Annotated in this window: 21 protein-coding genes; 9 read left to right on the forward strand and 12 right to left on the reverse strand. The window is 45.8% G+C overall.

Annotation, left to right across the window (positions count from 1 at the left end):
* The first annotated feature begins 306 nt into the window (after positions 1-306).
* Positions 307-933 (forward strand): HEAT repeat domain-containing protein, encoded by a 627-nt coding sequence (locus QT984_RS26825; protein WP_333055303.1) that lies wholly within the window; start codon positions 307-309, stop codon positions 931-933.
* On the opposite strand, the gene QT984_RS26830 is transcribed toward QT984_RS26825, so the two are convergent.
* Entirely contained in the window at positions 922-1,215 is a 294-nt protein-coding gene (locus QT984_RS26830) for a DUF2103 domain-containing protein (RefSeq protein WP_333055302.1), read from the reverse strand. The two genes, QT984_RS26825 and QT984_RS26830, sit on opposite strands and share 12 nt — an antisense overlap.
* A 100-nt stretch (positions 1,216-1,315) precedes the next feature.
* The gene (locus QT984_RS26835) at positions 1,316-1,783 is read right to left on the reverse strand and encodes a response regulator (RefSeq protein WP_333055301.1); all 468 of its coding nucleotides are present in this window, start codon (positions 1,781-1,783) and stop codon (positions 1,316-1,318) included.
* A 170-nt stretch (positions 1,784-1,953) separates the two neighbouring features.
* Here QT984_RS26835 and QT984_RS26840 point away from each other — a divergent pair, with 170 nt between their 5' ends.
* Both QT984_RS26840 and QT984_RS26845 read left to right on the forward strand, forming a co-directional pair.
* Positions 1,954-2,913 carry an Rpn family recombination-promoting nuclease/putative transposase gene (locus tag QT984_RS26840; protein WP_333055300.1) on the forward strand — a complete coding sequence of 320 codons (960 nt, stop codon included), beginning with the start codon at positions 1,954-1,956 and terminating at the stop codon, positions 2,911-2,913.
* 119 nt (positions 2,914-3,032) lie between these two features.
* The gene (locus tag QT984_RS26845) at positions 3,033-3,359 is read left to right on the forward strand and encodes an antibiotic biosynthesis monooxygenase (RefSeq protein ID WP_333055299.1); all 327 of its coding nucleotides are present in this window, start codon (positions 3,033-3,035) and stop codon (positions 3,357-3,359) included.
* Here the strand turns inward: QT984_RS26845 and cas6 are convergent, their stop codons facing one another.
* Positions 3,360-4,241, reverse strand: coding sequence for a CRISPR-associated endoribonuclease Cas6 (cas6, locus tag QT984_RS26850; RefSeq protein WP_333055298.1), 882 nt, complete (start codon positions 4,239-4,241; stop codon positions 3,360-3,362).
* A 280-nt stretch (positions 4,242-4,521) separates the two neighbouring features.
* Positions 4,522-5,604, reverse strand: coding sequence for a class I fructose-bisphosphate aldolase (locus QT984_RS26855; protein WP_333055297.1), 1,083 nt, complete (start codon positions 5,602-5,604; stop codon positions 4,522-4,524).
* Positions 5,605-5,829: 225 nt separating this feature from the next.
* Here QT984_RS26855 and QT984_RS26860 point away from each other — a divergent pair, with 225 nt between their 5' ends.
* The 4 genes from QT984_RS26860 (at position 5,830) to QT984_RS26875 (ending at position 10,312) form a co-directional block, all read left to right on the forward strand.
* Positions 5,830-8,460, forward strand: a complete 2,631-nt coding sequence (locus QT984_RS26860; protein ID WP_333055367.1) for a M1 family metallopeptidase — start codon at positions 5,830-5,832, stop codon at positions 8,458-8,460.
* Positions 8,461-8,850: 390 nt separating this feature from the next.
* Positions 8,851-9,267, forward strand: a complete 417-nt coding sequence (locus QT984_RS26865; RefSeq protein ID WP_333055295.1) for an NUDIX hydrolase — start codon at positions 8,851-8,853, stop codon at positions 9,265-9,267.
* Between the two features lie 140 nt (positions 9,268-9,407).
* Positions 9,408-9,977 carry a hypothetical protein gene (locus QT984_RS26870; protein WP_333055294.1) on the forward strand — a complete coding sequence of 190 codons (570 nt, stop codon included), beginning with the start codon at positions 9,408-9,410 and terminating at the stop codon, positions 9,975-9,977.
* The gene (locus tag QT984_RS26875) at positions 9,965-10,312 is read left to right on the forward strand and encodes a hypothetical protein (protein WP_333055293.1); all 348 of its coding nucleotides are present in this window, start codon (positions 9,965-9,967) and stop codon (positions 10,310-10,312) included. The genes QT984_RS26870 and QT984_RS26875 overlap by 13 nt, the downstream gene beginning before the upstream one ends.
* 5 nt (positions 10,313-10,317) lie before the next feature.
* Here the strand turns inward: QT984_RS26875 and QT984_RS26880 are convergent, their stop codons facing one another.
* From QT984_RS26880 to petC, 7 genes are all read right to left on the reverse strand, one after another.
* Positions 10,318-10,800 (reverse strand): hypothetical protein, encoded by a 483-nt coding sequence (locus tag QT984_RS26880; RefSeq protein ID WP_333055292.1) that lies wholly within the window; start codon positions 10,798-10,800, stop codon positions 10,318-10,320.
* A 51-nt stretch (positions 10,801-10,851) separates the two neighbouring features.
* Complete coding sequence (locus QT984_RS26885; protein WP_333055291.1) at positions 10,852-11,979, reverse strand: FAD-dependent oxidoreductase; 1,128 nt, start codon at positions 11,977-11,979, stop codon at positions 10,852-10,854.
* A gap of 43 nt (positions 11,980-12,022) precedes the next feature.
* Complete coding sequence (locus tag QT984_RS26890) at positions 12,023-12,172, reverse strand: hypothetical protein (RefSeq protein WP_333273814.1); 150 nt, start codon at positions 12,170-12,172, stop codon at positions 12,023-12,025.
* A gap of 102 nt (positions 12,173-12,274) precedes the next feature.
* Entirely contained in the window at positions 12,275-12,718 is a 444-nt protein-coding gene (psbQ, locus tag QT984_RS26895; protein WP_333055290.1) for a photosystem II protein PsbQ, read from the reverse strand.
* A 159-nt stretch (positions 12,719-12,877) separates the two neighbouring features.
* A complete protein-coding gene (locus QT984_RS26900; RefSeq protein ID WP_333055289.1) occupies positions 12,878-13,729 on the reverse strand; it encodes an alpha/beta fold hydrolase in 852 nt (283 codons plus the stop codon).
* Positions 13,730-13,834: 105 nt separating this feature from the next.
* Positions 13,835-14,824 (reverse strand): cytochrome f, encoded by a 990-nt coding sequence (gene petA / locus QT984_RS26905; RefSeq protein ID WP_333055287.1) that lies wholly within the window; start codon positions 14,822-14,824, stop codon positions 13,835-13,837.
* 158 nt (positions 14,825-14,982) lie between these two features.
* Positions 14,983-15,525 (reverse strand): cytochrome b6-f complex iron-sulfur subunit, encoded by a 543-nt coding sequence (gene petC, locus QT984_RS26910; RefSeq protein ID WP_333055285.1) that lies wholly within the window; start codon positions 15,523-15,525, stop codon positions 14,983-14,985.
* Positions 15,526-15,739: 214 nt separating this feature from the next.
* On the opposite strand from petC, the gene QT984_RS26915 reads away from it, so the two are divergent.
* On the forward strand, positions 15,740-16,057 hold the full coding sequence (locus tag QT984_RS26915) for a DUF3067 family protein (RefSeq protein WP_333036983.1): 318 nt from the start codon (positions 15,740-15,742) through the stop codon (positions 16,055-16,057).
* Positions 16,058-16,625: 568 nt separating this feature from the next.
* Positions 16,626-16,934 carry a carbon dioxide-concentrating mechanism protein CcmK gene (locus QT984_RS26920; protein ID WP_006631236.1) on the forward strand — a complete coding sequence of 103 codons (309 nt, stop codon included), beginning with the start codon at positions 16,626-16,628 and terminating at the stop codon, positions 16,932-16,934.
* A 256-nt stretch (positions 16,935-17,190) separates the two neighbouring features.
* Here QT984_RS26920 and tatC read toward each other — a convergent pair whose 3' ends face one another.
* Positions 17,191-17,958 carry a twin-arginine translocase subunit TatC gene (gene tatC / locus QT984_RS26925; RefSeq protein WP_333375320.1) on the reverse strand — a complete coding sequence of 256 codons (768 nt, stop codon included), beginning with the start codon at positions 17,956-17,958 and terminating at the stop codon, positions 17,191-17,193.
* Between the last annotated feature and the right edge of the window lie 433 nt (positions 17,959-18,391).

Here is an 18,391-nt window from a genome sequence, read left to right on the forward strand (position 1 = left end):
CGTCCCGCCCTTCCTTTTTGGACGGGCGGGACGCCCATCCCACAATCTTGTGGAAGTTATTTAATTCTCATTCCTAAGACTGTCCTACTTCGAGCAGGGTAAGCTTTTCAAGTCGATCGCCGCGCCTCACGCACGCTGCAAAAAGTTCGATCGCGCGATCGACCCAACCTACAATTACAATATAGCCATCCTAAATCATTTGTAAATTTCTTACTCCCTCCCCTTGATAAGGGGAGGGTTGGGGTGGGGTCAAAAATTTACGACCCAACCTACAATTACAATAGTCACGGTAAAGCTTACAAATAAATGGCATTAGAACTAATTCAGGCTGTCGAAAAAGCAGATTCTTCCGAAGGCTTGTTAAACTCCGTCAAAGCACTGGCGGCGACTCCCTCAACACAAGCAATTCCTACCTTAATTACAGTCCTCGGTTACAACAACCCAGGCGCCGCTGTTGCCGCCGTTGACGGGCTGATTCAACTCGGAGAAGCTGCGGTGCTGCCGCTTCTAGAACAGCTTGACGGCTACAATTACGGGGCGAGAGCTTGGGCTGTTCGGGCTTTGGCGGGAATTGGCGACCCCAGGGGTTTGGAGATTTTGCTCGATGCAGCGGCGAATGACTTTGCTTTGAGCGTGCGGCGGGCGGCGGTTAGGGGTTTGGGGACGATTTGCTGGGAATTGATGCCGGCAGAACAAATTGCAGATGCTCAACTTCGCGCTGTGAAAACGCTACTGCAAGCGTCCCGAGATCCAGAATGGGTGGTGCGCTACGCAGCAGCGGGGGGTTTGCAAGCTTTGGCGGGTGCTGCGACTGTTAAACCGGATTGGTTAGCGGAAGTTTCGGCCCGACTTGAGGAAATCACCCAAAGCGATGAAACTACTTCAGTTAGGGCTCGGGCTTTGCTTGCTAAGGAAAAATTGTCACTTGGGTAGGGTTTGGGCGATCGTCTCTTCCAAGTCCCCTTGAGTGAGAGTGGTTAATATAAAGACTTCTTGTACGGTTTTGCCCTGTCTGGCGATGATTTTAAATCCCCCGCGGATGGGTACTGACACTCTTAATGTCATGCGGGGGATGTGTCCTTTAACTTTGTTGATGACGCCGGGAGTGACTGTTTGAATGCCCATTTTTAGGGTGAGGCGCTCTAAAATTGGTATCAAACCGGGAAGGTGGGTAGAGTGATTCCAAACTAGGCGGCCTTTGGGTTGTGCGTTCATAAATATTTAACCAAATTCAACATACCCAGTCTAAGCCACCCCTGGGGGGAACCAATTTGAAATTCCCTCAACTTATGTATCAATAACGTTACTGTGCGTGTTATTGCGAGCAAACCGAGGCAATCTCAAACCGAGATTTTTGATGGCTGGCGCGCAAGCTGAGATTTGATGGTGCAGAATTGTCCTGTACTTTTTGATGTTGTGGGTTGCTAACTGTCGGTTTTTCTAGTTGAGTGGCGATCGCCGCGAGCATTTCTGCTAGGCTGCAAGGTTTCTGGAGATAGCCGTCTGCTTTGAGTTCCAGGGCTTTTTCCATTTCGGAGGCTGTCATAAAAATAAACGGAATGCTGGCGGTTGCAGGGTGCGATCGCACGGCTGCGAATACTTCAAAACCGTTTAGCTCTGGCATCATGACATCTGACAAAATTAAATCTGGAATTTGGGCTGCTAACTCGATACCGACTTTTCCATTTTCAGCACCCACAGCTTCAAAACCGCGCGATTGCAGAAGTTCTAATACGGTTTCTCGAATTAAGTTATTGTCTTCAATTACTAATATTTTGGTCATTTTTGTTACTTTTATGTTGGTTTTATTTTTACTTGTATGTTAAATTTATATCACCCGTATTTTCCTAAATTCAAGTGGGCTATTGCAGCTACCCAGTTTTCGCAGCCCCGAAGCGATCGCACTAGCTCAAAATTTTTCATAAATCAATAAAACAGTTCGGGAAAAATATCATGAAATTTATCAGCCCTAAAACAGACTTTGCCTTCAAAAAAATCTTTGGTTCCACCGACAGCCAAGACATCCTCATCAGCTTCTTAAATGCTCTAATTTACGCCGGTGAGCCAATCATCCAAGACTTGCAAATTATTGACCCTTACTCGGCTGCTACCGTTAGCGGACTCAAAGATAGTTATTTGGATGTCAAAGCTCGAATTACGGGCAACAAGACGGTAATTATTGAAATGCAAGTTCTGAATGTAGCCGCTTTTGAAAAACGAGTCGTCTACAACCTAGCCAAAACCTATGCCAACCAACTCAAAATCAGAGAAGGTTATCCTAGATTAAAACCAGTAATTGCTTTGACGATCACTGATTTTGAAATGTTTAAAGAACAACCTGATGTTATTTCTCATTTTGTGTTCAAGGAAAAAGAGAAACTATTTGATTATCCCCATCTCCAAGTTGAAATGTTTTTTGTGGAATTGCCGAAGTTCAAAAAAGAGTTAGATGAACTCACAAGTTTGACTGATAAATGGATTTATTTTATGAAGCACACTCCCGATCTAGAAACAATCCCAGCCACAATGGAAACAGTTCCAGAACTAGAAAAAGCTTTTCAAATTGCCAATGAAGCTAACTTAAGCTTGAAAGAGTTCCAGGATATGGAAGCCCAAGAAGCGGCGATCGAAGAACAGCGGGGAATAGTTTCTAGAGGTATAGAAGAAGGTTTGGAGCGAGCTAGGGCTCAATTGATGCAAGAAGGCCGTCAAGCAGGGATGCAAGAAGGGATTAGAGCAGGCCAAAGAGCATTAATTCTGCGTCTGCTGGAGCGACGTGTAGGAGCCGTAAATCCCGATGTAGTTTCGCGGATTGGGGAATTATCGGTTGAGCAATTAGAGAGTTTGGTGGAGGAGGTAGTCGGATTTTCTAGTTTATCCGATTTAATGGTTTGGTTGGATAGAGCAGAATAAGAGAGAGAGCGCTGTGAGGTTTTTTTAGGTCGATCTACTTATAAACAGCGATATTCACAAATTTCGGGCGATCGGGTAAAATATAACTTAGTGTATCGCTATTAAGTGAGGAAAAAGATATGTCAGAATTTCTAGACTTTCTCCGACATCAGTTTGCCTACGTTGCCATTGGCGAATTTAAACCAGGAAAATTTGAAGCTGCAGAGCAACTTTTTGAAAAAGCCGTTGCAACTTATGCCACAGGTTTTAAGGGAGCATACCTGCTGCAATTGCCCAATACAGACAAAGGTATTGCCATCATTTTTTGGGAAAGCGTAGAAGATATGGCAGCCAATCAAAGCGAAGCTTATCAGGAAATATTGAAGCAGATGGCGCCTTTGTTTGCGAAAATACCAGACACTGATGTTTATGAAATTGTTAGTGAAATTCAGCCAAAAAGTGAATGATTAAAAAACCTGCAATCGGCGCGTCATTCCCATGCCCATCGGCGTCTTTCGCCCGACTCCGCTGTAAAGCGCAAAATCTGCTAAAGTGTTAATTTGCTTGATAGTAGCAGGAGCTATATCTCCCATAATTCGGTAACTAATATCGCCGACGCAGCCAATAAATTTACTGCGAGAATCCGTACTAACTTCTGTTCTGATATCGAAGAAACTGGGAAAAATAGCTTCTGTGAAAGTAGGTTCGATCGCCATCCGGCTGTACTTGTTCCAGCGATTCGCTAAACTGCCAAAAATACTCTCACGAGTGGGCATAGCACTATCGTAGACACCTTGCCGAAAATTAGTAGGAGTGCAAAAACTAAAAGCTATTTGGCGCTCAGTTTCCGAAGCTCTCTCGAACAATTCGGTGTAACTACAAAAGTTTACCCACGGCTGGTTGGATTGCGGTTCCCTCAAAATATTAGTAATGTATATATTTGTCGGGCCCAGATGCCAGGGGCGAGCGAAATTAAGTTGCTGCCAAAGTTGAGTTAGGCGATCGAACAAACCGTCATCCAGCAGAGAAATTCGCCACCAAATCGGCGTATTTTCCTGAATAGCTTGCTTGTGTTCCCACTGTAGGGCCGGAGATATTGTGCGGGAAGCCGGAGGCAAAACTCTCTTTTGTGGCTGGGGCGTGCTGCTTTTGTAAGCCTCTTTTCTGCTTACTTGAAAAGGGCTTAAAGTGAAAGCTTTTTCATGAGATTGATCGTGCAGGTACGCGCTCAAATCGCTGTCTACAGCACTCACAAGATTCAAAAACAAAGCGTGGAGATGTCGCCCCGTTAAAAACTGGGATGGAATTGGTGCAACTGGCAGCAGGTTTAAAACAAGGCTGTGCGGCATTTTTAAATTCTATACTGTGTCTCTATATATTTTCAGCTCGTATTAATATTACAGCTAAGTTGGCACTTAGGAATGAGAATTAAATAACTTCCACAAGTTTGTGGGATGGGCGTCCCGCCCATCCCACAATAACAATTAAAATTGTAAGTTATTTAATTCGCGATCCTTAGATTAAAGAATTTTAATCACGTAAGGTGCACACTCTGCACCTTACGTTGAGGGGGATTTGTACGCCTAGTGCACCCTAGGTTTAGGTGGTGATATTGAGTGCGGGAAATTTTTAGGCGATCGAGATTTCAGGCGACAAATAAACATCTTGAATGGCGTGGAACAATTTTACGCCTTCTTCAAAGGGACGCTGAAAAGTTTTGCGACCGGAAATTAAGCCGCAGCCGCCAGCCCGCTTGTTAATTACCGCCGTGCGAATTGCTTCTGCAAAATCGCTTTTACCGGAAGCACCGCCGGAGTTAATTAAACCCATCCTTCCCGCATAACAGTTGAGCACTTGATAGCGAGTTAGATCGATCGGGTGATCCGTTGTCAAATCCGAATAAACGCGCTTGTCGGTTTTGCCGTAAGTCTTGTCGCTTGCTTTAGCAACAGCTTCGTAACCGTTGTTGCATTCGGGCAATTTCTGCTTGATAATGTCAGCTTGAATTGTCACTCCCAAGTGATTTGCTTGCCCGGTTAAATCGGCTGCAACGTGATAATCTTTGTCTTGTTTAAAGATATCGTTGCGGAGGTAGCACCACAGAATTGTCGCCATGCCGTATTCGTGAGCGTGAGCAAAAGCTTGACTGACTTCTTGGATTTGTCGCGTAGATTCCGGGGAACCAAAATAAATTGTGGCTCCGACTGCTGTTGCTCCCAAATTCCAAGCTTGCTCCACTGAAGCAAACATTATTTGGTCGAATTGATTGGGATAAGTTAGCAATTCGTTGTGATTGAGCTTGACAATGAAAGGGATTTTGTGCGCGTATTTACGAGATACGCTTCCCAAAACTCCCAGGGTTGTCGCGACAGCATTGCAGCCAGCAGAGATTGCTAGTTTGATGATGTTTTCGCTGTCAAAATAAATGGGATTCGGTGCAAAAGAAGCGGCGGCAGAGTGTTCGATTCCTTGGTCTACTGGCAGGATGGATAAATAGCCGGTATTCGCCAAGCGTCCGCTAGAATAGAGTTGCTGAAGCGATCGCAAAACTTGAGGAGATCGATCGGTTTGAGCAAAAATGCGATCGACCCAATCCGGGCCCGGCAGGTGCAACAAATCTTTAGGAACTTTTGCTTGATGGGTGAGCAAGTCTTCGGCTTCGTCGCCCAGCCAAGACTCGATGGAATTGGGAACTGATAGTGTAGCTGTCATACAGATTTCCCTCTGAATTTCAATTACAGGCTGATGATTGCAGACATTAACCTTGCTGACTATTGTAACGAAAAAATCATATTTTCCATCCCCTCAACGATAGACCCAGTTTTTAACAAATTAGCGACAACAGCAGCTAGGACGCGCTACTCTATAATAAGCTGGCAGTTCAGCCGGATCGGCGCTGCCAGCGATCGCCGCTCGACTCACAACTTTGCCATCACAATGTCAAATACTTACTTCGATTCTGAAAACGCTCACAAATCCTTTGAGATGCCCGGTGCTCGGCCGCATTACAATCCGGATCGCCCTGGTCAAGTAGAGCATATTTTCCTCGACTTAGTGCTGAATATTCCCAAACAAAGCTTTCGTGGCACTTGCAGCATCCGCATCAATCCAGTCCGCAGCGGTATTGACAAATTAACCTTAGATGCTGTCAACCTGAATATTAAATCAGTAAAAGTCGGCGAAATTGAGCAAAATTTCGACAGCGATGGCGAAGTGCTGCAAATTCAACTACACGAACCAACAGAAGCTTACCAACCAATTACAATTGCGATCGACTACTGGGTCGAAAAACCCCAACGTGGCCTTTATTTCGTCGGCCCGGACAAACACTATCCAGACAAACCTACTCAAGTTTGGACTCAAGGCGAAGACGAAGATTCCCGTTTCTGGTTTCCCTGTTTCGACTATCCCGGACAGTTGGCAACTTCGGAAATTCGAGTGCAAGTGCCGAGACAACTTTTTGCTATTTCCAACGGCGAATTAATTAGTACAAAAAACGAAGGCGACGATAAAATTTATCACTGGTCCCAAACCCAGGTACACCCGACGTACTTAATGACCTTAGCAGTCGGAGATTTTGCCGAAATTAAAGACGAATGGAACGGCAAACCAGTTAATTATTACGTGGAAAGGAGCCGCGAAGCAGACGCTAAGCGCAGCATGGGCAAAACGCCTCAAATGATTGAATTCTTCTCTCAAGCATTTGGCTATCCTTACCCTTTTCCCAAATACGCTCAAGTCTGCGTCGATGATTTTATCTTCGGCGGTATGGAAAATACTTCCACAACTTTGCTGACAGATAGGTGCTTGTTAGACGAACGCGCCGCCCTCGACAATCGCGGTACTGAAAGCTTAGTCGCCCACGAACTAGCTCACCAGTGGTTCGGCGATTTAGTAGTAATTAAACATTGGTCTCACGCTTGGCTGAAAGAAGGCATGGCTTCTTATTCCGAGGTGCTGTGGACTGACAAAGAATATGGCAAAGAAGACGCGGCTTACTATATGCTAAATGAAGCCCGCAATTATTTAGCTGAAGATAGTTCCCGCTACCGCCGCCCCATTGTTACTCACGTTTACCGCGAAGCAATCGAATTGTACGATCGCCATTTGTACGAAAAAGGCGCTTGCGTCTATCACATGATTCGCGCCGAGTTGGGCGACGAATTATTTTACAAAGCAATTCACACTTTTGTGCGGGATAACGCTCACAAAACTGTAGAAACCATCGATTTGCTCAGGGCGATAGAAAAGGCTACCGGTCGCAATCTCATGTTTTTGTTTGACCAGTACGTTTATCGCGGCGGTCATCCCGATTATAAAGTTGCTTATTCCTGGGATGGCGACAGCAAGTTAGCAAAAGTTACTGTCACCCAAACTCAGGTAAAAGATAGCAAGAATGGCAACAGCAACAGCAAAGATGTCTTTGACCTAAAAATCCCGATCGGCTTCGGTTACAAGCCAGAAAAAGAAGCAGACGATGACAGTTGGGCACGTTCAACCCCGAACCTAAAAACTTTCACAGTCCGAGTGCATGAGCGCGAGCAAAGCTTCTATTTCCCCCTAGAACAGAAGCCTGCATATATCAGTTTTGATGTCGGCAATAAATACTTAAAAACAGTTGTGTTAGAGTATGGAGTTGCGGAACTAAAAGCTCAGTTGCAGTTCGATCCAGACCCGGTTTCCCGGATTTACGCTGCCCAAGCTTTGGCGAAGAAGGGAGGGCTAGAAGCTGTGAAAACGCTGTCAGAAGTTCTCAAGAAAGAGCCGTTCTGGGCAGTACGGGCAGAAGTTGCCGGTCAGTTAGTTGAAATTAAACTCGACCAAGTTTTTGAAGGTTTAGTAAGTGGTTTAAAAGATAAAGATGCTCGTGTTCGTCGCGCTGTGGTGAATGCGCTGGGTAAAATTCAAACTCACGAAACTTATAAAGCGCTGAGATCGATCGTCGAAAAAGGGGACGACAGCTATTATGTAGAAGCAGCAGCAGCGACTGCTATTGGCGGAATCTCAGCAGCTAACCCCGACGAAAAACCAACCGACGAACAGGTACTCAAAGAGTTAAAATTGGTGCTCAAAGAGCGTCAGGGGTGGAATGAGGTAGTGCGATCGGGTGCGATATCCGGTTTGGCGCAGATGAAAACTTCTGAAGATGCGCTGAATTTAATTTTGAAATACACAGCCGCCGGTACTCCGCAAGCTTTGCGCTTGGCTGCAATTCGCTCTTTGGGCACAATTTCGACTGGTCAAACGAAGGTCAATTTAGAACGGATTTTGCAGCGATTGGCAGAATTATCTAAAGAGACGTTTTTCTTGACTCAAGTCTCTGTAGTAGTGGGATTGGGACAAATGCAAACTCGCAAAGCAATTCGCATTTTGCGTTCTTTAGCTGACCAAACTCCCGATGGCCGCGTCCGCCGCATGGCTGATGAAGCTGTGCAAAGAGTGCAGAAAAATGCTGGTTCTGATGCAGCGGTAAAGCAGTTGCGGGAGGAATTAGACCAGGTGAAAAAGGAGAATCAAGATTTGAGGAGTCGGATGGAAAATTTGGAGGCTAAGGCGAAGAAAGATTAGGCGTAAAATCCTACCGACGCAGATAAAGGCAGATATTGGCGATCGGCTTTTATCTGCTTGTCGGTAGAGGATTTGGCGAATTTATTATAATAATATTATTGTTCAGTGGGAGTGCAGGGGAATTTCCTATTTTCGACAGACAGGAAAAGCCAAATATGTTTATTATCCAATTTATTGCTGTCTCAACTTGGGAAGTGTAGAAAATCAGGCGTGCAGTTTTTATTGTTTAGTTGGCAGCTATTAATCGGAGTTATGCACGGGTGGCGAGAAACCGGGTTTTTTACGAAAATCCTGCGCTGTAGCCCGGAGAGTCGGCAAAAAACCCGGTTTCTTTAGTCCTATGTCAATCAAGTTGCAGCAGATTTTGCAGCCAGAAATATTGCAGAAATCATGAGTATAAAAATCGCTTTACTGGTCGATCAATCGGGGGTAATTCCCTATCGCATTCAAGACGGACAAATAGAAGTAATGCTGATTACTTCTTCTGCTAGCAAGCGCTGGGTGATTCCCAAAGGATTAATTGAACCTGACATGACTCCCCAAGATTCTGCTGCCAAGGAAGCTTGGGAAGAAGCAGGTTTGTTGGGTAAAGTCTTCCCGGATTTGCTGGGAACTTACGAGTATCAAAAGTCCGGCTATACTTGTCAGGTAGAAGTATTTTTAATGCAAGTGCAAGCAGTTCTAGAAATTTGGCCGGAAGCTAGCAAGAGAAAGCGGCAGTGGGTAAGTATTCCTAAAGCAATTAAGCGGGTTAATGAACCGGAACTCAAACTCATTTTGGCGGATTTGCCGAATCGGTTCTGGTGAAGAGTCATCGGTAAGAGCGGGTTTACCAATACTTTGGTTTTCAACCATAAATTCGGGTGAACCCGCTAAAAGAACAAAATGACTGAAGACTATATGCTTTATGATTCTGGAGATGCGATCGCCCGGAGCCATCTCCTCTGATGACCCACCTTAACCCGATTAAAATTCTCTCCCTCAATGACCTGCGCGAGAACAAGCCCGAACGTCCAGGCTGGTCACTCACCTTCGGAGCCATCTGTGCAGATGCCGCCGCCGTTTGCCTCGACGATGGAGGACACTCTATCCCTGTGAAGCTGACAATCGAGGGGATTCAACCCTGTGAAATCCAAATTCAATGGGATGCGATCGATGATACCATCCGTCGCTTCAATGCCGATCGAGAAGTTGCCACTGAATATGGAGCCTACGGTATCGCGGCGTTGATCATGCCTCACCTCACTGGACTCACCATCATCGAACGTTCTGTCAAAGGTAAAGGGTTAGGTTTTGACTTTTGGCTGGGTTCGCTCGAAGATCCAGGCACGCTATTTCAGCGCAAAGCCCGCTTAGAAGTCTCCGGCATTCGTAAAGGTTCTGACAGCATTATTCAAGCCAGAGTTAACATAAAATTAGAACAAATCCGCCCTTCAGATGACGTAGCTCCTGGCTATGTATCTGTAATTGAGTTCGGTACTCCCAAAGCACGGATCGTCAAAAAATGCAGACCGTAGAAGCCCTTCACCATGAAGCAATGGAACTGGTCGATCGAGCAGTTTTCGCCCGTCAGTGCGGTGATATCGACCAAGTGACTGCACTCACCAGAGCCGCCTTTGCGAAAGAACGGGCGGCAGCGGATTTAGTAGCAAACGAGTGGGATTTTGAGCCTACTCGTTCTATACTGCATCGGAGCGCCGCCGTACTTGCCATTGAGTGTGCCCAACTCCGGCAAGCAGAACGGCTGATTGGACGCGCCCTCGCAGGCAACCCTCCCACGGACATTGCGGATGAACTGCGTGACCTGCTTATAGAAGAAATTTACTCGCAGCGTCAAGCGATTGGAGCTTAATTTATTTAAGCGTTAGCTGACAGAAAAGGAATACTTTCGGCTAAGTTATCCTTAACTTCAATTCCCTGTTTTCTCGCCCAAAACTGGCTCAAAAAGTGAATTTGCCGCAAGCCGACAACTAAATTTAAACCTGGTACAAAAATCCACCAAACTGTTAGCGGTTCTTTGATTCCTTCTTGGCGGTACAATTCGTTAACTGTCTTGTAAAGTTTGAACTGCACGATGTAAATCCAAGCAATACCCAGCAAGGAAAACCAACCAAACCATCCGGGAACGTCAGGGTCGAATATTCGCAAAGCTTGGGGGACGGCTACTCCTAAAACAAAGGGAAGCAAGCAAAGGGTTCCCGACCAACCGCTGCCGTTATAGCGACGCAATTCTTCTTGAATAATCCATTTGTACCATCCGTAATATAGCAGCAAGCTGACTCCAGACAGCAAAATTACTCGCCACAAAGAGCGCGGTTTACCTAAAGGTTTGTCGGACATATTTAGATGTAAGATATGAATTGCTATCTTGATTATATTAACATTTGTTAATTATTGCAAAATCATTTCTCGAATCGATCGCGCTGTTGCAGGGGCCAGCAGAACACCGTTGCGATAGTGGCCGCTGGCGATGAGAACGCGATCGTTACCGGGAAGCGTCTCGATAATTGGGGCCGGTCGCCCTTCCGGCCGCGGGCGCAATCCTGACCATTTCCTGATGATTGAGGCGAATGCTAAGGCCGGACAAAGTGCGATCGCCCTCGCCATCACTTGCGCCAACATATCAGCATTCGCCTGAATTTCCCCGCCATTTTCGGAAAACTCCACCGTCGCCCCCACCCAATATTCCTGATTTTCCACAGGCACAATGTGAACGTCATCGCAAGAAATTACCGGGCTAAAATCTGGGTTTCCTACAGGATTGGGCGTCAGCAAATGCAGCGCTTGTCCCAACACCGGGCGAATGTCAACCAACTGATTTAACGATGCAGTCACAGCAGCAGAACCCAAACCAGCCGCCACAATTAGTCGATCGAAATTTTCAGCAACAGGCAAGATGCCTGTTCCACAAGACTTATTGACAGTAATGGAAGATGGGAGTTGAATCTCAGACACCTGAGAATCCAACTCAGTAATGCCTTGAACTTCCACTCCAAACTCAAAATTAACTCCTTTGAGTTTAGCAGCCTCAACCAAAGCCAAAGTTAGCGCCGTCGGATCGACTTGCCGGTCTTGAGGCGAATAAATCGCAGCAATAATGTTATCCTTTACAGCAAGATGAGGGCAGCGATCGCGCACTCGTTCCCGATCCCAAAGTTCCAATTGCCAACCTTGAGACTCGCGAGTTCCTATCAATTTTTCCCATTTACTTAAATCCTCTCCCTCCGAACACAGCATTAAAATTCCTTGTTTGTTAAAAGGAATTTTTCGCCCCGTAACTGCTTCCAATTCTGGAATCAAAGTTTCGTAGCGCTGAAGGCTGGTTTCCCTCAACTGCCAATTTCTGCCCTTAGTTTTGTGGCTGATAACTCCCATCAAAACACCGAGTGCCGCGCCAGTAGAACCTTCAGCAGGCGGCTGTTTGTCGAACACAGTAACTTTCAGTTCGGGAAATTGACTTAGTTCAAAGGCGATCGAAGCCCCAACAATACCGCAACCAATAATTGCAACACGAACCATTCAATTTTAGATTTTAGATTTTAGATTTTAGATTAACTGCTTCCTAGGTTTTGTCCATATAAACCTGTTTCGGACGGGCAAGATGCCCGCCCCACAAGAAAACTGATTGTTTTTTTGTGGAACAGGCATCTTGCCTGTTCTTGAGAATGATACCCGCACAAGAAAACTGATTGTTTCTTTGTGGAACAGACATCTTGCCTGTTCTTGAGAATGATACCCGCACAAGAAAACTGATTGTTTCTTTGTGGAACAGGCATCTTGCCTGTTCTGGATGCCAGATGTGAGTTAAGGCTAATTAAGCTTTAGGAATTAACTGCAAGAAGGCATCGAAATCACTGACAGCTTTTTGATAGCTGGCCGTGACTTTTGCATAGTCAAGGTCTTTAGCAGCAAGATCGATGTTAACCAAATCGGCAAACAAACTCTTGGTCAAATCAACAGCTTGTTGTTGAGAACTAGGCAACAAACTCGCAGAAACGGTTTTCATGGTGTTCCGCAAGTCGCCTAGAGGCCCGTGAATGTAAGTTCTGGTATCAACCCAATTCCGTTTTTGAATTAGGGTGCCCAATTTGTCCATGCGCGATCGGAAATCTGTCAGGGTAGGAACATAGCGCTCTATTTGCTGGATTTGCGCTGCTGTGTAAGTCGTTGGAACTTTTGCTTCGACACTGCTGCAACTAACCAGAAATGCCATCAAAAACGCCATCATCAAGGCAAAAATTGAACGGGGACGAGTCATGTCGATTTTAGATTTTAGATTTTAGATTTTAGATTGCTCGTTGCGAGCGGGCACAGGGCGGGTACGGGGTTGCTCGTGTTCGTTCCAAGGCTCTGCCTGAAAACGCAGATGCTTTGGCTCTGCTTCGCTGACCCAGCACCGAGAGTTATGTACAAAATATTATTTTACCTCCTGGCGGCGCAGAAAAGTGATCACAGCATCGCCAACTTTTTCTGACCAATGTTCTTGAGGATAATGCCCCGCTTGTTCCAGTGTGACTAACTCTGCATTTTGCAGGGAACCGACTAGCTTTTTAGCAGGTTCAACACTCAGCCAAGGATCTGTCAAACCCCAGACAAATAAAGTTGGTCTAGTCCATCCTTTCAAGCCGGATTCAATTTCTGCCATTGACTGCGGCAATTGAATATTGCGGACTGTATTCATCAGCGATCGACCTGCATCCGAACTCTTCAAAAACGGGCGGCGGTAAACATCTAAATCTTTGTCTGATATTGTCTGACCGCTGCCACCTTCGAGAGTTCTGTCAACCAAAAGCGGGTCTTGCGTCATCATGTCGCCAATAAAAGGCAGCCCCAACTGCTGCATTTTCCAAGGCAATTTTATATTTCCTGAAACTGGTGTATTGATAACGGCTAGACGCTCAATTTTATCGGGATTGCGTAAAGCGTATTGAATGCCGGCTGAAGCTAAAAATCCTTGGACAACGAGGTAAAATCGGTCTAATTCTAGAGCTTGAATAAAGCCTGTGAGGGCGTCAACAAAAGCATCGGGAGTGTAGGCAAAGTCGCGCTTGTCTGGTTTTGTCGATCGCCCGTAACCCACCCAATCTGGGGCGATCGATCTAAATCCGCTTGCCGCCAAATCCGGCATCATTACAGTCCAGGTAAAACTCTGGGACGGCAAACCGTGCAGCAGCAGTACGGGGGGTTTACCAGTTTCGTTAACCGGATTTGTTTCCCGATAAAACCATTGCAGCGGGCCTACTTCAACTATTTTCTCATCAATTGACATTATTTTACTGGTTATTTATCAAACAATAAGGCGGGGATTCCCCGCCCTACTTACCTAATAGTTGGGTGTGCACATAGTACCTTACCCAACTAATTACAGCCGCGTTTAGAAATTCATTTCAGCAGCTTGAACTTTTTCGACCTGTTTCTTCTTGAGAACCAGCATAATTTGAGCCAGCATGGTCAAAGCTACGAAAGCCATCAATCCTTTAACGCGATCGGCACTTTGCAGCACGATCTCCACGTCTTTTTGACCGAAGCCGCCCACATTAGGATTGTTCGTCAAAAGTTCGCCTGCTGCAACTGTTTGTCCTTCGGTAACAATCAGTTCTGGGCCTGCGGGAATCGTATCAACAACGGCTGCACCTTCTGCAGGTTGAATGGTCACTTCATAACCGCCAGCTTCCGGTTGAGCAATCTTAGAAATGCTGCCAGCTACCGAAGCATTGTAAACTGTATTATTGCTCTTTTCGCCAGTAGGATAAACCTGACCGCGGCCGCGGTTGCCACCCACATAAATTTGGTATTTGCCGTAGTGAACGGACTTGTCAGTTGCCGGATTCGGCGACAAAACTGGGAATACCAATTCTTTGTACTGTTCTCCCGGTACTGGGCCGACTAAAACAATATTTTCTTGGGTTTCGCTGTAAGGTTGGAAGTAAAGATCGCCGACTTTTTCCTTCATTTCTTCGGGAATTCTGTCAGCGGGAGCAATCTTGAAACCTTCGGGCAACATCACAACTGCGCCGACATTCAAGCCACCTTTGCTGCCGTCGCCGACAACTTGTTGCACGCTAGTATCGTAGGGAATCTTGACAATAGCTTCAAAAACAGTGTCAGGCAAAACAGATTGCGGTACTTCAACTTGAGTCGGTTTTGCACCGAGGTGACAGTTAGCGCAAACAATGCGACCTGTTGCTTCGCGGGGAGTAGCGGGTGCTGTTTGCTGTGCCCAGAAAGGGTAAGCAAATGCTGCTTGGGGAAGTGCGATGTCGCTGGTTAGGAAAAATCCTGCGGCTGCGATCGCAATTAAGGCTGTTTTCGCGATCGTCCTGGCACTGCGGCGAAATATCGCAGATAAATTAGTTTGTGGCATTAGAGTATTCAATCTCAAAGGTCAGACAATGCGTGAATTTTAGATTTTGAATTTTGGATTTTGGATTTCGGATTATTAGACTGTTTTAGGGATGCAATTATCTTGGATTTTCACCGCTGACCCCAATCTAAAATCTAAAATCTAAAATCCAAAATTGTTTAAGACCACCAAGGTGCTTCGCCGGTGCGGAAATCAGTTTCTGTCCAAGTTGTAAAAGCGATTTTGTCATCTGCGACAGTGGCGTGGGCCAGGGCCAGAGACAAAGGCGCGGGGCCGCGCACCACTTTGCCCTCATTGTTGTATTGAGAACCGTGGCAAGGACAGATAAACTTGTTTTCGCTAACATTCCAAGGCACGACGCAACCCAAGTGAGTGCAGACTGCATTGATGCCGTAGTCGGCGATAGATAAGTCTTCTTTCACCACAACATAGGTGGGGTCGCCTTTGAGACCTTGGGCTAAGCTGCGATCGCCCGCAGGGTGCGAAGCCAAATATTCGCTAACGATGATGTCGTTACCCAAAGCATCTTTAGCTGTCACTCCGCCACCAACTGCCCCACTCGCTGGAGGAACAAAATATTGGACAACGGGATAGAGTGCGCCCAGTGCCACACCTGTGACTGTACCGAACGTCAGCAAATTCATAAATTGGCGACGCCCCATATCGGGGACATCGGGATTTCCAGCAGAAGATTGAGCCATGACCTGCCTTTACGGTTTTAAGTTACGTTTGTTTGTTAGCTGGAGCGCGAACCTTTACGTGCAGACAACTGGGATAATTGCCGTTAATCTGCTCGCACAAATTTTAGGCAACGAAAATTCCTTTTAAGAATGCGCCTTCCAGCCTTTATTAGAGTATTATTACATTTTTTGAACTTTGTCTTTTATTGTTTAATGGATTAACTCAGGAGCAACCATGACGGGCCAGGATTTACACCAGCTACTGCTAGAAAAATGGGGAAAGTCTTACGATATCAGATTGCGGCGAACGCGGGGCAAGATTTTTGTGCAAGTTATGTGGAAATATCTAGAACAGGCATCTTTTCCGATGACGGAGGCTGATTATTTTGAGCATTTGGATGCGGTGGCCAATTACCTCAACGGCTGGGGGAGTACAGAACAGGTGAGAGAATATATCGTAACTACTCGCGATCGCCCGCGCTTGGGTAAAGCTGTCAGCGTTCCTCTAGATTTGGGTGAAAGAGCCTCGGAGTGGTTGCTAGACGAGTTTTGAATCACTCAGTAGATTTTAGATTTGAGATTGACCTTCATCATCCAGGATACCCGCCACGTGATTCATTCCAACGCGCAGACTCAGGATCGAGAAATAAAAAACCTGTATCCGATGAAACTTGCCGAACGTATTTATCTCGCGCAAGTCAATGCTTCAATTCTAAAATCTAAAATCTAAAATCTAAAATCGCGCAATCGATTGACTCCACAGCCGGGCTCTGGGGGAGTTCCCTAAAGTTTTGTGTCGCGCCGCGGCTGGATGAGTTGAGCCCAAAGTCCCGAAAATCGATCGGCGAGCTTGTCATACGACTTGCCGCTGGTGAGAAACTAAGCTGTGGCGCATCTAATTTGCACAGTTGTTTTGATTCAAAGTCTTGTGTGGCGGGCTTTGCTGCGCGCGCCCTGCTGTGGGATTTAAATGCCGCAACAGCTTGTGGGGCTTTTTAGGGGCTTTTTAAATTTTGGGCGATCGTCCTTCATGCTTATCAAAATCATCCGAACCAATTTCTGTCAACAATTTCACCTACAATGAGTGTCAGATATCTTGTGAAATTTAGGAGAATGTTGTAATGGGTGTTGCACTGGGAATGGTTGAAGTCTTAGGATTTCCCGCTGCAGTAGAAGTTGCGGACTCAATGGTGAAAGCAGCCCGTGTTACTTTAGTTCGCTATGAGAAAATAACCCGCGCCTACTGGACAATTATAGTGCGAGGAGATGTCTCTGAAGTGCAAGCAGCCGTTGCTGCTGGAATTGAATCAGTGAAAAAGGTCGATGGCGGAAAGTTGCTATCGTATCACATAATTGCTCGTCCCCACGAGAATCTGGATTACGTTTTGCCGATCGGCTACACTCCTGAAGTCGAACAGTTCCGAATGTAGTCAGTCGATTTTAGATTTTAGATTTTAGATTTTAGATTTTAGATTTACTTTTGTATTGAATCTGAGAGCTTGAAACTTAGTCTAAAATTTTGGGTGTTCCACTCCTTAAGTCGCGGGATTTTACCTGCTTTTACGCGGGGTCAAAGTTTTGACAAAACTTTGGTGTGGAATTTTAACTTTTAGTAATTATAGAGGCGCGGGCGATCGCGTCTCTATATTTTTTTGCTGAGAGTCGATCGATCTTTCGGTGGAGTTTTTACCGCCCTAAAAGCTTTACCAAACCAACCCCGCCCAAATACAAGCCGAGGATCGCACCTCCTAAAAGACTTTGCGTTAAAGGATCGGTAGAAGGCGTTAACACTGCTCCCAAAACTGCCGCTCCCAAGACTACATACCGCCAGCCGGAGAGCATTTGGTTGGAAGAAAATATGCCCAAAACACCGAGCAATACTAGGACGATCGGGATTTGAAAAGCTAAGCCAGTGCAGAACATTAACAGCAGCACAAATTTAAAGTATTTGTCGATCGACCACAACTGCTCTACAACATCCGCCCCATAGCTAACAAAGAAGTTGAGCGCCGCCGGAATCAGAGCGATGTAAGCAAAGACTAACCCGCCCAAAAATAGGAAACTCGAACCGAAAAACACAGGCCCGAGCAACCTGCGTTCTTTGCGAGTCAAGCCGGGGAGAACAAACAGCGCTATCTGGTAAAAAATAAACGGACTGGCGATGAGCAAACCGCTGTATCCGGCTACTTCAATAGAAACAAAGAAATACTCGCCGGGAGCTAGTTGCAGAAACTTGACGGGCCCGGCCGGTACTTCTAGCAATTGTACGATAGGTTTAACTGTGAAAAAGCAACCGATTACAGCGATTACTACTGCAATTAGCGAGTAAAAAAGTCGCTGACGCAATTCTTCTAAATGCTCGAATAAAGACATTTCAACTTCGTCGGGAAGTTCATCGAGATATTCATTTTCTAGGTTGCGGGAACCCAGAAAACTGTCGGCGATTAGTGCAATGTTATTTTCCGGGATAACTGCTTTGTCTTCTAAGTTACTGACACCCTCGAAATCATCGGCGATGGATGCAATGCTATTTTTAGCTCTAACTTTTTTATCTTCTAAGTTACTGACATCCACTAAATCATCGGCGATTGGGGCAATGCTATTTTCCTCGCTAACTGCTTCGTCTTCTAAGTTACTGACATCCACTAAATCATCGGCGATGGATGCAATGCTATTTTTAGCTCTAACTTTTTGATCTTCTAAGTTACTGACATCCACTAAATCATCGGCGATGGGTTCAATGCTATTTTCCTCGCTAACTGCTTCGTCTTCTAAGTTACTGACAGCCTCTAAATCATCGGCGATGGGTGCAATGCTATTTTCCTCGCTAACTGCTTCGTCTTCTAAGTTACTGACAGCCTCTAAATCATCGGCGATGGGTGCAATG

This window comes from Microcoleus sp. Z1_B2, from assembly GCF_036700325.1.
In the GTDB taxonomy this organism is placed as follows: Bacteria; Cyanobacteriota; Cyanobacteriia; order Cyanobacteriales; family Microcoleaceae; genus Microcoleus.

Bases quoted from the DNA above. Each gene is read 5' to 3' on its own strand.
- petC (WP_333055285.1), bottom strand. From the start codon at position 15,525: ATGGCTCAATCTTCTGCTGGAAATCCCGATGTCCCCGATATGGGGCGT.
- QT984_RS26875 (WP_333055293.1), top strand. From the start codon at position 9,965: ATGCAGACCGTAGAAGCCCTTCACCATGAAGCAATGGAACTGGTCGAT.
- QT984_RS26885 (WP_333055291.1), bottom strand. From the start codon at position 11,979: ATGGTTCGTGTTGCAATTATTGGTTGCGGTATTGTTGGGGCTTCGATC.
- petA (WP_333055287.1), bottom strand. From the start codon at position 14,824: ATGCCACAAACTAATTTATCTGCGATATTTCGCCGCAGTGCCAGGACG.
- QT984_RS26870 (WP_333055294.1), top strand. From the start codon at position 9,408: ATGACCCACCTTAACCCGATTAAAATTCTCTCCCTCAATGACCTGCGC.
- QT984_RS26865 (WP_333055295.1), top strand. From the start codon at position 8,851: ATGAGTATAAAAATCGCTTTACTGGTCGATCAATCGGGGGTAATTCCC.
- QT984_RS26890 (WP_333273814.1), bottom strand. From the start codon at position 12,172: ATGTCTGTTCCACAAAGAAACAATCAGTTTTCTTGTGCGGGTATCATT.
- QT984_RS26860 (WP_333055367.1), top strand. From the start codon at position 5,830: ATGTCAAATACTTACTTCGATTCTGAAAACGCTCACAAATCCTTTGAG.
- QT984_RS26830 (WP_333055302.1), bottom strand. From the start codon at position 1,215: ATGAACGCACAACCCAAAGGCCGCCTAGTTTGGAATCACTCTACCCAC.
- QT984_RS26900 (WP_333055289.1), bottom strand. From the start codon at position 13,729: ATGTCAATTGATGAGAAAATAGTTGAAGTAGGCCCGCTGCAATGGTTT.
- QT984_RS26915 (WP_333036983.1), top strand. From the start codon at position 15,740: ATGACGGGCCAGGATTTACACCAGCTACTGCTAGAAAAATGGGGAAAG.
- QT984_RS26920 (WP_006631236.1), top strand. From the start codon at position 16,626: ATGGGTGTTGCACTGGGAATGGTTGAAGTCTTAGGATTTCCCGCTGCA.
- QT984_RS26825 (WP_333055303.1), top strand. From the start codon at position 307: ATGGCATTAGAACTAATTCAGGCTGTCGAAAAAGCAGATTCTTCCGAA.
- psbQ (WP_333055290.1), bottom strand. From the start codon at position 12,718: ATGACTCGTCCCCGTTCAATTTTTGCCTTGATGATGGCGTTTTTGATG.
- QT984_RS26840 (WP_333055300.1), top strand. From the start codon at position 1,954: ATGAAATTTATCAGCCCTAAAACAGACTTTGCCTTCAAAAAAATCTTT.
- QT984_RS26880 (WP_333055292.1), bottom strand. From the start codon at position 10,800: ATGTCCGACAAACCTTTAGGTAAACCGCGCTCTTTGTGGCGAGTAATT.
- QT984_RS26845 (WP_333055299.1), top strand. From the start codon at position 3,033: ATGTCAGAATTTCTAGACTTTCTCCGACATCAGTTTGCCTACGTTGCC.
- QT984_RS26835 (WP_333055301.1), bottom strand. From the start codon at position 1,783: ATGACCAAAATATTAGTAATTGAAGACAATAACTTAATTCGAGAAACC.
- cas6 (WP_333055298.1), bottom strand. From the start codon at position 4,241: ATGCCGCACAGCCTTGTTTTAAACCTGCTGCCAGTTGCACCAATTCCA.
- QT984_RS26855 (WP_333055297.1), bottom strand. From the start codon at position 5,604: ATGACAGCTACACTATCAGTTCCCAATTCCATCGAGTCTTGGCTGGGC.